Source organism: Candidatus Eisenbacteria bacterium (assembly GCA_016867715.1).
In the GTDB taxonomy this organism is placed as follows: domain Bacteria; phylum Orphanbacterota; class Orphanbacteria; order Orphanbacterales; family Orphanbacteraceae; genus VGIW01.
Map to the genome: position 1 here is coordinate 1 of VGIW01000088.1, position 13,481 is coordinate 13,481.

Genomic DNA, 13,481 nt, shown 5'->3' on the forward strand with positions numbered 1-13,481 from the left:
GTCAGCTCCGGATGGAACGCGGCGGCGAGGATGTTCCGCTGGCGGACGAGGACCGGCTCGCCGCGCAGGGTTCCGAGCACCTCAACGTTCTTTCCGACATCAAGGATTCGAGGGGCGCGGATGAAGACCATCGGGAACGGTCGGCCGAGCACCTCTCCCTCCGCCTCGAACGAATCGACCTGCCGGCCGTAGGCGTTTCTTTCCACGGCGACATCGAGAAGCCCGAGGCTCCTCTGCGCCGGGTTCGTCACCTCGCGCGCGAGAAGAATGAGCCCCATGCAGGTCGCGAGGATCGGCTTCCCCTCGGAGGCGAAGAGGGGAATCGTCTTGTCGAAGCCGTACTCCTCAATGAGACGGAGGAGCGTGGTCGACTCGCCGCCGGGGAGGACGAGCCCCTCCGCCCCGTTCAGCTCGCGGGGGAGCCTCACCTCGCGGATCTCCGCGCCGAGCCGGGCGAGAACCTCGCCGTGCGCGTGAAACGCGCCCTGAAGGGCGAGAAGCCCGATCGCCGGCTTTCCATTCTCTTTCATCGCGCTCTTCTTCCGCGTCGCGCGCGCTCACCAGCCGCGAGTCTGGAGAAGCTCCTTCTCGTCCATCTTCGATACATCGAGACCGCGCATCGGCTCCCCGAGCCCCTCCGACACCTCGGCGAGGATCTTCGGATCGAGGTAGTGGGTCGTCGCGCGCACGATCGCCTGCGCACGCTTCGCCGGATCCTCCGACTTGAAGATCCCGGAGCCGACGAAGACCGCTTCGGCGCCGAGCTGCATGACGAGCGACGCATCGGCGGGGGTCGCGATCCCGCCCGCGGAGAAGTTCGGAACCGGAAGCTTCCCCTCGCGCGCGACGAGACGAACGATCTCATACGGCGCGCCGAGCTCCTTCGCCTCCGCCATCCACTCGTCTTCGCGGAGCGTCGCGAGCCGGCGGATCCCGCCGACCACCGCGCGGATGTGCCGCACCGCCTCGACGATGTCGCCAGAGCCTGCTTCCCCCTTCGTCCGGATCATCGCCGCCCCCTCCGCGATCCTCCGGAGCGCCTCGCCGAGGTTCCTGCAGCCGCACACGAACGGCACCTTGAAGGCGTGCTTGTCGATGTGGTGCGCCTCGTCGGCGGGCGTGAGCACCTCGCTCTCGTCGATGAAATCGACGCCGAGCTCTTGAAGAATCTGCGCCTCCGCGAAATGCCCGATCCGGCACTTCGCCATCACCGGGATCGAGACGGCCTTCTGGATCTCGCGGATCCTCTTCGGGTCCGCCATGCGCGCGACCCCGCCTTCCTTGCGGATGTCCGCGGGGACGCGCTCGAGAGCCATCACGGCGACGGCCCCCGCCTCTTCGGCGATCTTCGCCTGCTCGGCGTTCGTCACGTCCATGATGACGCCGCCCTTCAGCATCTCGGCGAAACCCGTCTTCAGCCTCAAGGTTCCCTTTTCTTCGTTCATGACCGTTCCTCCGAAAACATTTTCATCCATCAAAGAAAAACTGACGGCGCGTCGTCCGGCGCGCTCCGCCGTTTTCGGCATTTCTCCCCGAGAAGGGCTCCCAGCCCGCGGATCCCCTCCGCGATCCGTTCCTCCTTTTCCAGCGTGAAGGAGAGGCGAAACGCGTTTCCGCCGCCGCCGTCGATGTGGAAGAGCGGGCCCGGCGTGAAGTTGACCCCGAGGCGGCGCGCCTCGAGAAGCACTTCCACCGAGTCGACATGCGACGGGAGCGTCACCCAGAGGGACATCCCTCCTTCCGGCTCGGTCCACTTGACATCCGGAGGGAAGTGCTCGGCCATCGACTCGACGAGGACGCGAAGTCTCTTTCGGTTGGCTGCGCGCACCCGTTCGAGATGCCCGTCGAGAAGTCCCTTCTCGCAGAAGCGGTGAATCGCCGCCTGCGCGAGAAGCCCCGCGGCGAGGTCGGTCGAGCGGCGGATGCGGCCGATCGCCTCGTGCAGCGGAGCCGGCGCGACGAGCCAGCCGAGCCGGAGGCCGGGGAAGAGGATCTTCGAAAACGTGCCGAGGAGAAGGACGTCCTCTCCCCCGGGGAGACCGCGGAGCGCGATCTCTTCTTTCCCGCGGTAGCGGAGATCCGCGTCGAACGTGTCCTCCAGGATCGCGACGGAGCGGCGCCTCGCGAGATCGAGAACCGTCTCTCTTCGCGCGCGGCTCATGCTCACGCCGGTCGGATTCTGAAAGGTCGGCATGCAGTAGAGGAGCTTCACCGGTCGGCGAGCGAACGTCTCTTCGAGGGCGCTCGGGAGAATCCCCTCTCCGTCCATCAGGACCCCGGCGAGCTCCGCGCCGTAGAGGCGAAACGCGCCGATCGCGTTGTAATAGGTGGGCGATTCGACGGCGACCGCGTCCCCCTCGTCGACGAGGAGCTTCCCGACGAGATCGAGACCGGGCTGCGCTCCGTTCAGGATAAACACGTCGTTCGCGTCGACGGCGGTTCCTTGATGGGTCAATCGTTCGGCGAGCCACCTCCGTAGAGGGAGATAGCCCTCGCGCGAACCGTAGTCGAGAACGGGGGCGCCCATCTCGCGGACGACCTCCTCCAAGACCTCGCGAAACTCCTCGACGGGGAAGAGGTCCCGGTCCGCCACCGCGCCGGTCAGCTCGATCCGGCCGATCCCGTCCCCGATCGCAAGCCTCTCGAGCACCTCCCCCCTCCCCGCGCTTCGTCGAGAGACCGCCCGGGCCCATTTCATCGGTCCTCCCCGGCTCGCGGGGGCCTCCGCAAGACCGCCGGGATGTCGAATCCGGATGAAGGTCCCCCGCCCAACCACCGATTGTACCAGGCCAATCCTTTCCATCTCGCGGTAGGCCAAGGAGACCGTGTTTCGATTGAGACCGAGACCCTCCGCAAGCGTCCTCATGGGCGGGAGGCGATCGCCGTCCTTTAATACGTTGCTTTCAAGAAGGTTACGGATTTCTCCGGCGATCTGTTGGTAGATCGGGATCTTGCTCTCCCGGTCGATCCGAATCCGAAGCCTTGCGGTCTGAGGTCTTCCTCGTCTCATAGCGAAACCAGGATAGCAGGTTTCCCTAGTATTGTCACGTATTTTGTCCTGGTACTTTTCGAAGCCAAATCTCCGCGAATCGCGCCGGTCCCGAACAAGACGAGTCGACCGGCCGATCCAGAGGGGGAGAGGCGGCGGCGAAACGTGGGGCGGAGCCTCCGCGCAGGTGCGCCGCGCCGTGGTAGCGTAGGGGAGGAATCGGACCCGGGCCACGGGAAAGGTTTAAGGAAAAATGATCCTTCGCTTCGCGAGAAGAGCTTCCGGGGTTCTCACGGCGACGTTGCTCGCCGCGGTGATCGCGTCGCTCCTTCCCTTGGAGGTTTGGGCGCTCGAGATCCTCGCGAGCTTCCGGGTTCCTCTCATCACGCTTTGCTTCGGATCCGGTCTCTTCGCGCTCTTTGTCCGGCTCCGGGCGTGGGCCGTTTTCGGTTTCGCGCTCGCATCGATCCAGATTCTTCTATCCATCCCCCTCTTCGTCGCGGCGGGGTCGAACGGGGACGCCTCGGACGCGCGCGTGCGTCTTCGCGTGCTCACGATGAACGTCGAGTGGTGCAACCGCGAAGGAGACGCGGTTCTTTCGCTCATCCGCTCGCTCGAGCCGGACATCGTCGCCTTGCAGGAGATCGATTACTGGTGGCGCCGCGAGCTCGAAACTCTGCGGGACGAGTTCCACTTCCAGACGTTCGACCGGCTCTCCGCGCGTCCCGGCGTGGGGGTGCTCGCCCGGCAGGCACCGGTCGCCGAGGAATGGCACGATCTCCACGGGCGCGCCTTCGTAGCCCTTCGGTTCGGCGAGAGTGAGAACTCCATCGGCTTTGCGAACGCCCACGCTTTCCCGCCCAAGTCTCCCCGCTTGTATCGGCTCCGCAACCATCAGATCGACCGGCTCGCCGAGCGCCTCGCCGCGTTTGAAACTCCGCTCGTGCTCGCCGGCGACCTAAACGCAACCCCTTGGTCTCCGGTGCTCGGCGCGTTCGAGCGAAGAACGGGTCTCGCGAGCGCGCGCGCGGGAAGAGGAACGCTTCCCACCTGGCCCGCGTGGAGCCGTCTCTTCTCCTTCCCGATCGACCACATCCATCACTCGGACGCGTTTCTCGTCGAAGAGCTTCGCCGCGTCCCGATCCCTGGGTCGGATCATTTTGGTCTCTTTGCCGTTCTCTCCCTCTCGGAGACTCGCGGTTGACGCGAGACGGTCGGGCTTCTACCATCGCCGAACGATGAGAGCGAAAAGCGGAACCGCCGGAACGACCTTCGCGCAGAAGCTTCTTCTCATCCTCTTCGGCGTCGGAATCGTGTTCCTCGCGGAGGGTGTTCTTCGTCTCGCGGGAGTCGGCGGCCGGAACAGTCTCTACGTGAGGGACACGGACTCGCGGGGCCGAAGAGTCTTTGTGGCCAACGAAAGCCTGAACCGCCGCCTCTTCTTCCCCGTCACAGGAGAGCGGAGCAACTTTCCGAGACCTCAGCTTCCGTACGCGGTCTTTCCGGTCGAGAAGGACGCGCGCGCGTTCCGGGTCTTCGTCGTCGGCGCTTCGTCCGTGGCGGCCATGCCGTACGCTCCGAACGCCTCCTTCGCCGCGTTCCTGCGCGAAGCTCTGGCCGAGGCGATGCCCGATCGCCGTGTCGAGGGGATCAACACGTCGATGACGGCGGTGAGCAGCTACCAGATCGCGGACTGGGTCGACGAGATCCTCGACCGCTACGACCCCGACCTCGTCGTGGTCTACACCGGGCACAACGAGTTCTACGGGGTCCTCGGCGCCGGCTCCTCGATGTCGGTCGGCTCGAACCGGTCCGTCGCGCGCCTCTTTCTTCACGTACAAAAGACATCTCTTTACTCGCTTGTCGCCGGGTTTATCGAGAAAGCGCGCCGCCCGCCCGATGAGGCCCGCATGGCGCAACCGTTCGAGTCGCTGACGCGGGACCGGGCGATTCGATTGGAGAGCGAGCTGCACCGTTCGGTCGAGAGGAACTTCCGCCGGAACCTGGAGGAGATGGCGCAGCGCGCCGAAAGAGCGGGCGTCCCGATCGTCTTCTGTGCGCCCGCCTCGAACCGAGCGTCCTGCGCCCCGTTGGGACCTGTCCCCCGCGAGGATCTCTCCACAGAAGAGGAATCGATGTGGAGTCGGCTCGTACAGACCGGAGACTCCTACTCCCGTCTCGGAGAGCACGAGAAGGCGCTCCGCGAGTACCTAGCGGCGCTCGCGATCGACAGCACGCACGCCGCGCTTCTCTACCGGCTCGGCCTTCTCCATCGCGACATGGAAAGCGCTGCGGAGGCGCGGAATTTCCTCGACCGCGCGCTTCTTCGCGACGGGGTCCGTCTTCGGGCATCGGACCGGATCGTCGATGTCGTCCGATCAACCGCGCGCGCTCATGAGTCGAAGGGTATTGTTCACCTCGCCGACATCGTCCGCCGCTTCGCGGACGAATCGCCCAAAGGCCTCACCGGATCGAACCTGATCCTCGAGCACGTCCATCTGAACGGACGCGGCCACCATCTTGCCGCCGAGGAGATTCTGGAAACCCTCCTCCGCGCGCGCGTCTTCCCAAATCTCAACCCGGAGAGGCGGCTCCCGTTCGAGGAGGCCTGCCGGCGCGTCGCCTTCTCGGCAATCGACGAGGCTTACGCCGCCTCGTTCATGATGTTTATGTTGGACCGCTGGCCGTTCAAGGACACCTATCGAAACGAGGAACAGATTCGCTTCATGCGCGAACGATTCCGGGAGGAGAGGGCGAAGCTCGACCCCGTCGCAAGAGAAGTCCTCGATACTCATCCCCCCGGCTCCACGGCGCTCCACCTCCGTCACAGACTCGGCGCCGCCTATCTCGAGGCCGGCGAGTACGAGAAGGCGGCCGGTCAGTTCGGTCTTCTCGCCGAGATGCTTCCGTTTCTTGTCGATGTCCAGAAGCTCCTCGCGCGCGCACAGATCGGCGCGGGACGTTTCGAGGATGCAGAGAGAGCGGCGCGCGAGGCGGTTCACTTGAGCCCGAACGATCCCGAGGGGTCGGCGCTTCTCGCCTCCGCGCTCGCTGGGCAGGGACGGCGCGAGGAGGCGAAGGACGCGCTCGAGAGCGCGCGCCGGAACGGGCTCGGCGAAATCGAGGATCCGCTGCTCGCCCCCTTGCTTAATTTTTAGTTTATCAATTACTCAATTATTCGTCCGCAAACCGACCTTAATCGCCTTCGTCGCCGCCCCGGTCAGGGCGTACAATCCGAGATCCTCCTGCGCGACCCACCGCAGTTCGGCCTCATCCTTCACCGCCCGCACCGGGTGGGAGGCGCGGAAGACGTCGATCAAGTAGCGGAAGTGAAGCACCGAATGGCGCACAGTCCCTACTCTCTCAGCGCGCGCGCCGGGAGGCGCCGATTCGGGAAGATCCCAAAGCCCTTCCATGCGGACCCCCTCGGGCCTCTTCACGAGGAGAACCCTCCCTTCGTGATCCAGGAGCACGTAGCGGCTTCCGGCGACGGTCTCTGCCGACCGTTTGGGAGAAGGGGTCGGGAAGCGATCGACCCGCCCCAGGCGCCGCGCCTCGCATCGAGCGCGAAGCGGACAGACCGGGCAGTTCGGGTCGCGGGGCGCGCAGACGAGAGCGCCGAGCTCCATCAGCGCTTGGTTGAAATCGCCCGGGGCTCTTTTCGGAACGAGCGCTTCTGCGAGCGTCCAGAAAACCGTCCGGTCGGCCGACCGGCGCCACGATCCTTCAAGAGCGAAGAAACGGGAAAGAACCCGGAAGACGTTTCCGTCCAAGACCGCCGCCGGGCGTCCGAAGGCGATCGAGAGGATCGCCCCGGCCGTGTAGCGCCCGATTCCGGGAAGATCCGCGAGGGCTGCAGGCGCGTCGGGAAGCGCACCTCCGTAATCCCTCGCGACCTTCTCGGCCGCTCGCTTGAGGAGACGGGCTCGCCGGTAGTAGCCGAGTCCCGCCCAGCAAGCAAGCCTCCGTAATCCCTCGCGACCTTCTCGGCCGCTCGCTTGAGGAGACGGGCTCGCCGGTAGTAGCCGAGTCCCGCCCAGCAAGCAAGGACTTCATCGACGGATGCCGACGCAAGAGAGACGGCGTCGGGGAAACGCGCCGTGAACTTCTCGTAGTAGGGGACCACCACGGAGACGCGCGTCTGCTGGAGCATCGTCTCCGAAATCCAGATGCGGTACGGATCGGTCGTCTTTCTCCACGGGAGATCGCGCCGGTTCTTCCGGTACCAGCGAAGAAGATCCGCGCGCAGCAACCGGACCTTTGCCGCGCCGACGACCCGGCCGCGTATTTGGCTACTCGCCCGCACGATGCGTCCGTTGGAGACTCGCCCCTCTCCGCCGGTTCTCTTCTCCCAGCGAGACACGACCGCGCGTGAAACGCGATCTCCGGCGGCGAGGGAAGATAGGACTCGATTTGATTCAGATGTGAATCAGGTTCTCCGATCCCCAAACCGAGAGGCGGCGAATCTGGGCGAAGGGGATGTACTGCGTGACAGGAGCCATCTCCCCCTTCTTCTTCGCCTCGTAGCTGACCTCGACGAAGTCGTCGCCCACCTGAACGAGCTTGGCGGGAAAGGTCTCCAGATCGATTGCGTTGGTGATGGCGCCCCTGCGAAAACTCTGCGGGTTGACGATGGTCACCTCGCCACCCTTCCACGAGTTCAGGATCGCCACGAAGTTGTGGTGCGGCATGATCTCTCCTCCTTGCTCCTCGGGGGACCGCGCGGCGGGAAGCCGCTCGGAACGCGCCCCGTTCTTCGGTTCTGCAGAGTCCGAATCTTACCACATCCGACCCGGACGGATAATCATAATCCGACAGAAACTCGACCGGTGTCTTCCCGGCCGGGCCCCTGGCGAGGGGGTGCCGGCTCAGACATCTCGAGCGCGCCCGGGAAGGGCGTTCGCAGGGTTTCTCGATGAGACAGACTCGGCCTTGGACGGGCGAAACAGGCCGCTACGCGCCTCCTTCCCTCGACCGAGCACGGAGCGCGCGGCGGAAAGAGCGAACCGCGTCTTGGCCGAGCTCCCGCTCCACGATCTCGACGAAAGCAGCGGGAGGAGGATCCACGACGTCGATCCGCTCGCTCCCCCGGGGCGAGAGAAACCGAAGCCTGAGCGCATGGAGCATGAGCCGCCCGCCACGAGTCCCGCGCTTCGAGTAGAGCGGATCATTCCGCACCGGATGTCCCGCGGATGCCAGATGGACGCGGATCTGGTGCCTCCTCCCCTCGCGAAGATGAACGAGAAGAAGCGACGAGCGGGGAGAGACGAAGAGAGAGCGGCACCGGGTCTCCGCCGATCGTCCCTCTTTCGAGACCGCCATCTTCTTTCGGCTCTTCGGGTGATGCGCGATCGGCATGAGCATCGTGAAAGACGCGCGCGCCTCTCCTTCGACGAGAGCGAGATAAGCCTTCTCGACGCGCCTCCAACGCCACTGTTCGCGAAGAGCTTCGTACGCATCCCTCGTTCGCGCCGCCGCGAGAAGACCGGACGTTTCCGTGTCGAGCCGATGGAGAAGCCCGGCTTCGAACGGCGGTCCCACACGGAGCAGCTCCGGATAGCGCGCCACGAGTCGGCAGGCGAGCGCGCGCGTGTCCGATTCCCCCTTTGGAAGAGTCGGAAGGCCGGCCTCCTTGGAGACGACGACGAGATCGGGAGTCTCGAGGAGAACGACGAGAGGGCCTGACGGATCCGGCGCGATCGGCGTCTCATCGACAAGACAAAGCGCGCGTAGATCGATCCGATCCCCTGCTCTTAGCAGATCTCCCTTGCGGATCGGACGGCCGTTTCGGATCACATGCCCCTTCCCGATCTCGCGGCGAAGATGCGCGCGCGAGCATCCGGGAAGGCGGTCGCGAAGAAAGACGTCGACGCGGACCCCCTCGTCCGTCTCGGCCGCTACGAGCTCGATCGGTATCGGATCCACGCGCCGCCTCCTCCGTATGCGCCTTCTCCACGGAGAGTATACGCCTCGGCGGCAACACCGAGTCGAGCGTTGCGGGGATGCGCGCGCGGTGCTACCCTCTTCTACCCGTGAACGACTTGCGGCTACCCGTGAACGACTTGCGGATCTCCTGCGAAACGCTGCCGAGCGAGGAGGGAGGCCTCGACGCCCGGTTTCGAGTCCTTCGCGAGCTTCTCGCGCGCTCCGGCCGTTTCGCGAGGCGCGAGGACTTGCAGGGGCTGAGCGGCGTTCTCTTTCGCACCTACTGGCATCTCCGGCGCGACGATTCCTCTCCCCGTCGATGGAGCTCCAGCTCCGGAGACGCGTGCTCCGGGAATCCGCTCGCGCGAGCGGCCGAGGCGTTCGGCTGCCGGCTCGCGGAAGACGCCGTGGACGGATCTCCGCGGCCGGGCGAAGTTCTCGTCGAGACCGCGGACGCGACGACGATCGAGAAGCGCATCGCCTTTCTCCGACAATCGATTGGTTTTGGTGTTGAGTATTACAACGAGAAGGAGCTCCGCAAAGAAGGGATTTTCGCGGCCGGCATCGCGGCGTACGAAGCTCTTCTCGAGGATCTCGCCGAGCCTCCCTCGATCTTTCTTCCGGAATCCGGGGAGGAAGCCGCCCTCCTCGTGCCGGAGCTCGCTTCGGTCTCAGCAGGCGCGAAGCTTCTCGCTCCCTTCTCTCTCGCTATTGCGCTCCGCCGCACGCTCTGCGCGTTCGGGTCGGCGCGAGCGCGCCTCGTCGGTTATCTCGATCGAGCTGCGAACTTCATCGACTCGTCCGCGGCTATCCCCTTCTTCGCGAGGGAGAGCGCGTCCCTTCTATGCGCGGCGGAGCGGATCGCGGATCCCTTTTCCGCAAGGCACGGTCCCGTCCCCGAGGCGGACGCCGCTCTCGGCGCGCTTCTCGGCCGCAAGGTCCTCCGCGCCGTGCGGCGGGATGTGGCCGTCGCCGCGAGAGCGCATCGAAAAGGGATCGACCGTCTCTTCATTGGGGACATGTAGCGATCTCTCGGAAATCAGTACGTGTCCACGCGAGTGCGCTCTGCTACGATGGCCCGCATGAGGATCGCTATTCTGGGGCTCTTCCCGGCCGACCCGGGGAGCATCGTCGGAGGCGTCGAGGCGACGACCCTTCGGCTCTCCGAGGGGCTCTCCCGAGTGCCCGGGACCGATGTACACATCGTCGTCTCCGCTCCCGGCCGTCCCGTCGAGACCGCTTCCCTCGCGCCGAACCGGACGGTTCACTCCGTCGGCACGTTCGATCATTTCGGGAACGTCCTTTTCGCGTTTCCCGACCGGCGTCGCATGGTGCGCGCGCTCCGCCGGATCGAGCCGGACATCGTTCACGCGCACAGCGCCGATCGCCACGCTCTCGCCGCTTTCGACAGCGGGTTCCCCGCGGTCATGAGCATCCACGGGGTCATCGAGGAAGAGACGCGCCTCGAAAGAAGGTCGGTCGAGCGCATCCGCGGGCTCTTCCGCAACCGGATGGTCGGGAGCGCGCTCCGCCGGGCGCGAAACGTGATCTACGTGAGCCCCTACCTGAAGGACCTCTACGAGGCCAAGCTCGCGCACGCTCGGCGCTGGGTCGTCGAGAATCCGGTGGCGCCCGTCTTCTTCGAGACGAAAGGCGAGGAGGAACCCGGCCGCGTTCTCTTCGCGGGGCTCATCATCCTTCGAAAGGGACTTCGCAATCTGCTCGAAGCCGCGGCGATCGCGAGACACGAGGTGCCGGAGCTCCGGCTCGTGCTCGCCGGAGCACCGACCGATACTGCTTATATGAAGGAACTGCGCGAGAGGAGCGATGCGCTCCGGATCAGCGACCGCGTCTTCTTTCTCGGAGGCCTCTCGCCGGAGAAGCTCGCCGAAGAGTATGCGCGGGCCGCTCTCGTCGTGCTCGTTTCGCGGCAAGATACATCGCCGGTCTGCGTCCAGGAGGCGATGGCCGCGGGAAAGCCTGTGATCGGGTCCGACGTCGGAGGGATTCCATATCTTGTGCGCGAAGGAGAGACCGGCTTCCTCGTCCCCTACGGAGAGCCGGAGCTTCTCGCGAGGCGCATCACCGAGCTCGTTCGGGACACGGGACTTCGCCGCCGCATGGGAAGCGAGGCGCGCAAGGAAGCGGAGCGGCGGTTTTCGGTGATGGGCGCCGCCCGAGCCACTCTCGATGCGTATCACGAGATTCTCTCCGCGCCGCGCGCCTCACGCTGACTCCGGTCTCCGCGATCAATCGTCCACCGAAGGTTCTCGACGCTCCGTCTTCACGCGGGAGCGTCTTCTCTTCTTCTCGAGACGCTCGGCTTGCGAGGCGGGCGGCGGCTTCGTCGCCACGCGCTTCTTCCTCCGCTTCCTCCGGGCGGCGAGCCGTTCGAGAAGCCTCTCCCACGCGACCTTCCGGTTTCGGGCCCGGGAGCGGCTTTCGACGGCGGTAACGACGATTCCTGTCGGCACATGCCGAAGCCGGACGCCGGTCTCGCTCTTGTTCCTGTGCTGGCCTCCGGGACCGCGGACGCGGAGAAACTCCTCCGTCGTCTCGCGACGGACCTTGTCCGGATCTATCGTCGGCATGCCGTCACCCTCTCGATGAGCCGTCTCGCCCTGCGGCGCCCGGTCAGCGGCCCGCGCCTCTCGCTCGCTCGGCGAGAGTGATCTCGTCGCGATAGAGCGCGTGATGTCCGGCGACCCTGTATGCGCGGGCGAGGTTCTCGTGAGCCTCGGGTTCCCCGCGGATGTCGAAGACGAGGATCGAGTGTCCGATCGTCGCGATTCTCGGATACCGCTCGAGCCACGCGTAGAGATCCGGATCGGGGAGCCAAACTCCCTGCATCAGCATGCGGCTCACCGCGACGATCTCCGGATCGGGATGATACAGAAGACTCTCCTCGTACACGCGCGGAGGCGGAGAGTAGATCCATCCCGGAAGAAACCTGTAGCGAATCCCGTAGCGCTCCGGATCGTCGTTGCCGAAATAGGCGAGGTAGGCGCCTTGGTAGCCCTTCCGCTCCAAGAAATCCTTGAGCCCAGGAAGGTCCTGGCCCCAATCGATGTTCGAGTCGGCAAGGATGCGAGCGCCACCCTCGGGGCCCCCGGCCGCTTCATTGAAATACGAAAGAAAATGCGGATAGGCGGCGGCGGTTCCGGCGACGAGCCAGATCGCGAGCGCGAAGACTCCCCGCCTCGACCACTTTCCCCGTGCGGAGGCCGCCGCGTGCCCGCCGAGCGCGGCGAAGAACGGCCAGACCGGCAGAATATAGCGAACCCCGATGTTGATGCGGCTCGCGAACACGAAGAAGAGGAAGAAGAGCACGGGAGGGAGAAGGAGCCAAGCGGCGTCCCCCCTCCGGCGTCCGCGGAGGAGAAGACCGGCACCGATCGCGGAGAGAACGAGAAAGGGAACCGGGGTTTTGACGAGCCAGGCAACCGGATAGTACGCGCGCCATCCGCGATCCGAGATCTCGCCGAGAAAGAAGGCGTGATGCCCCGTGTTCGCCCTTCGCTGAAACTCGATCCCCTCTTCGTACGGACGCGGGAGGAGACGCTTTCCGAGGAAAGGCTCGTCCCCCCGAACGGCGAGAGGAAGATACGCCGCATAGAGAACGAGAAGCGCCGTGAAGAGAGCGAGTACCATCCGGATGAAGAAGCGCGGCGGCGCGCGGTCCGCGAGCGCGGCGATCGGAACGATCGCAATGAGAAGAAGCGCGTTGTATTTGGAAAGAAACGCGAGGCCGAGTACGGCTCCCGCGATCGCCGTGTTCCGTGCGCTCCCTTCCTCCCGAAGCCGCCGCATGCGAAGAACCGCGAGAAAGAAGAGCGCTGTAAGAGGAAGGTCCGGGGTCGCGAGCGAAGCATGCGCGAGGAGGTTCGGCTCGAACGCGGCGAGAAGCAGCGCGAAAGAACCCGCTCGTTCTCCGAAAGCGCGGCGCGCTTCCGCGAAGACGAGCGCGAAGAGAAGGAGCGCGAGCGCGATCCCCGGGATTCGAGAGAGGAGGAGCGCGCGGTTCCCCGGAAGCGCGCGGCAAAGGGCTCGCCCGCGCTCGTCCTGATGCGGCGACTGCCAGACCGATTCGGGGATCTCGACGCCCAAGAAGAGAATCGAACTGAGATAGAACGGAAGAGGAGGATGAAGGAGCGCTCCCTTCAAGCTCCAGTCGCCCGTCTCCGCGAGATGCTTCCCCACGCCGATGTAGTGCGCCTCGTCGACCGTGAGCGACTGGCGGCTCGCGGCGCCGGCGAGAAAGATCGCGCTCGCCAGAAGGACCGCGGCGATGAAGAGGGCGCGTCGGCGTTCCATGCGCTCGTTCTATCGCGGAGCCCGGCCGCTGTCAATTGCCAGCGATACCTGATACCATGTTGTCGTTCTTGCGTGCCGCGCGAACGATGGGACCCGCCGTTCGATGACTGCGCCACGGCGGGTGACCGCGGCAGGAAAACGCGGATCCGATCCAGCGAAGACGGGAAGCTCCGGAGCCGAGGGTGAGGCTCGCTTGCTCAAACATGCCGCGCGCGGCGCGCGGCAACTCGCCGCTCTGCCTCACCCCCGTCTC

The 13,481-nt window shown here is 65.4% G+C and carries 12 protein-coding genes; 4 read left to right on the forward strand and 8 right to left on the reverse strand.

The genetic code is table 11. The annotated features are described in order from the left end of the window. The 3 genes from pdxT to FJY73_11915 form a co-directional block, all read right to left on the reverse strand. Positions 1–530, reverse strand: a 530-nt coding sequence (gene pdxT, locus FJY73_11905) for a pyridoxal 5'-phosphate synthase glutaminase subunit PdxT (protein ID MBM3321369.1), incomplete at its 3' end; no start/stop codon positions are given. 27 nt (positions 531–557) lie between these two features. Next, the gene (pdxS, locus tag FJY73_11910) at positions 558–1,445 is read right to left on the reverse strand and encodes a pyridoxal 5'-phosphate synthase lyase subunit PdxS (protein MBM3321370.1); all 888 of its coding nucleotides are present in this window, start codon (positions 1,443–1,445) and stop codon (positions 558–560) included. A gap of 29 nt (positions 1,446–1,474) precedes the next feature. Then, positions 1,475–3,010, reverse strand: coding sequence for a PLP-dependent aminotransferase family protein (locus tag FJY73_11915; GenBank protein MBM3321371.1), 1,536 nt, complete (start codon positions 3,008–3,010; stop codon positions 1,475–1,477). 232 nt (positions 3,011–3,242) lie between these two features. Here FJY73_11915 and FJY73_11920 point away from each other — a divergent pair, with 232 nt between their 5' ends. Continuing rightward, complete coding sequence (locus FJY73_11920; protein MBM3321372.1) at positions 3,243–4,193, forward strand: endonuclease/exonuclease/phosphatase family protein; 951 nt, start codon at positions 3,243–3,245, stop codon at positions 4,191–4,193. A gap of 34 nt (positions 4,194–4,227) precedes the next feature. Continuing rightward, positions 4,228–6,147 carry a tetratricopeptide repeat protein gene (locus FJY73_11925; GenBank protein ID MBM3321373.1) on the forward strand — a complete coding sequence of 640 codons (1,920 nt, stop codon included), beginning with the start codon at positions 4,228–4,230 and terminating at the stop codon, positions 6,145–6,147. Positions 6,148–6,159: 12 nt separating this feature from the next. Here FJY73_11925 and FJY73_11930 read toward each other — a convergent pair whose 3' ends face one another. The 3 genes from FJY73_11930 to FJY73_11940 form a co-directional block, all read right to left on the reverse strand. Next, positions 6,160–7,032, reverse strand: a complete 873-nt coding sequence (locus FJY73_11930; protein MBM3321374.1) for an A/G-specific adenine glycosylase — start codon at positions 7,030–7,032, stop codon at positions 6,160–6,162. Between the two features lie 375 nt (positions 7,033–7,407). Beyond that, entirely contained in the window at positions 7,408–7,680 is a 273-nt protein-coding gene (locus FJY73_11935) for a hypothetical protein (GenBank protein ID MBM3321375.1), read from the reverse strand. A 262-nt stretch (positions 7,681–7,942) separates the two neighbouring features. Further along, positions 7,943–8,914: an RluA family pseudouridine synthase gene (locus FJY73_11940; GenBank protein ID MBM3321376.1), complete on the reverse strand. Its 972-nt coding sequence runs from the start codon at positions 8,912–8,914 to the stop codon at positions 7,943–7,945. Between the two features lie 128 nt (positions 8,915–9,042). On the opposite strand from FJY73_11940, the gene FJY73_11945 reads away from it, so the two are divergent. Together FJY73_11945 and FJY73_11950 are read left to right on the forward strand one after the other, a co-directional pair. Further along, positions 9,043–9,939, forward strand: a complete 897-nt coding sequence (locus FJY73_11945) for a hypothetical protein (GenBank protein ID MBM3321377.1) — start codon at positions 9,043–9,045, stop codon at positions 9,937–9,939. Positions 9,940–9,996: 57 nt separating this feature from the next. Then, positions 9,997–11,148 (forward strand): glycosyltransferase family 4 protein, encoded by a 1,152-nt coding sequence (locus tag FJY73_11950; GenBank protein ID MBM3321378.1) that lies wholly within the window; start codon positions 9,997–9,999, stop codon positions 11,146–11,148. Between the two features lie 15 nt (positions 11,149–11,163). On the opposite strand, the gene FJY73_11955 is transcribed toward FJY73_11950, so the two are convergent. Next, a complete protein-coding gene (locus FJY73_11955; protein MBM3321379.1) occupies positions 11,164–11,505 on the reverse strand; it encodes a peptide chain release factor-like protein in 342 nt (113 codons plus the stop codon). Positions 11,506–11,548: 43 nt separating this feature from the next. Further along, a complete protein-coding gene (locus tag FJY73_11960; GenBank protein ID MBM3321380.1) occupies positions 11,549–13,228 on the reverse strand; it encodes a glycosyltransferase family 39 protein in 1,680 nt (559 codons plus the stop codon). Between the last annotated feature and the right edge of the window lie 253 nt (positions 13,229–13,481).

Excerpts from the sequence above, each read along its gene's own strand:
- pdxS (MBM3321370.1), bottom strand. The coding sequence starts at position 1,445 with ATGAACGAAGAAAAGGGAACCTTGAGGCTGAAGACGGGTTTCGCCGAG.
- FJY73_11915 (MBM3321371.1), bottom strand. The coding sequence starts at position 3,010 with ATGAGACGAGGAAGACCTCAGACCGCAAGGCTTCGGATTCGGATCGAC.
- FJY73_11920 (MBM3321372.1), top strand. The coding sequence starts at position 3,243 with ATGATCCTTCGCTTCGCGAGAAGAGCTTCCGGGGTTCTCACGGCGACG.
- FJY73_11925 (MBM3321373.1), top strand. The coding sequence starts at position 4,228 with ATGAGAGCGAAAAGCGGAACCGCCGGAACGACCTTCGCGCAGAAGCTT.
- FJY73_11935 (MBM3321375.1), bottom strand. The coding sequence starts at position 7,680 with ATGCCGCACCACAACTTCGTGGCGATCCTGAACTCGTGGAAGGGTGGC.
- FJY73_11950 (MBM3321378.1), top strand. The coding sequence starts at position 9,997 with ATGAGGATCGCTATTCTGGGGCTCTTCCCGGCCGACCCGGGGAGCATC.
- FJY73_11955 (MBM3321379.1), bottom strand. The coding sequence starts at position 11,505 with ATGCCGACGATAGATCCGGACAAGGTCCGTCGCGAGACGACGGAGGAG.
- FJY73_11960 (MBM3321380.1), bottom strand. The coding sequence starts at position 13,228 with ATGGAACGCCGACGCGCCCTCTTCATCGCCGCGGTCCTTCTGGCGAGC.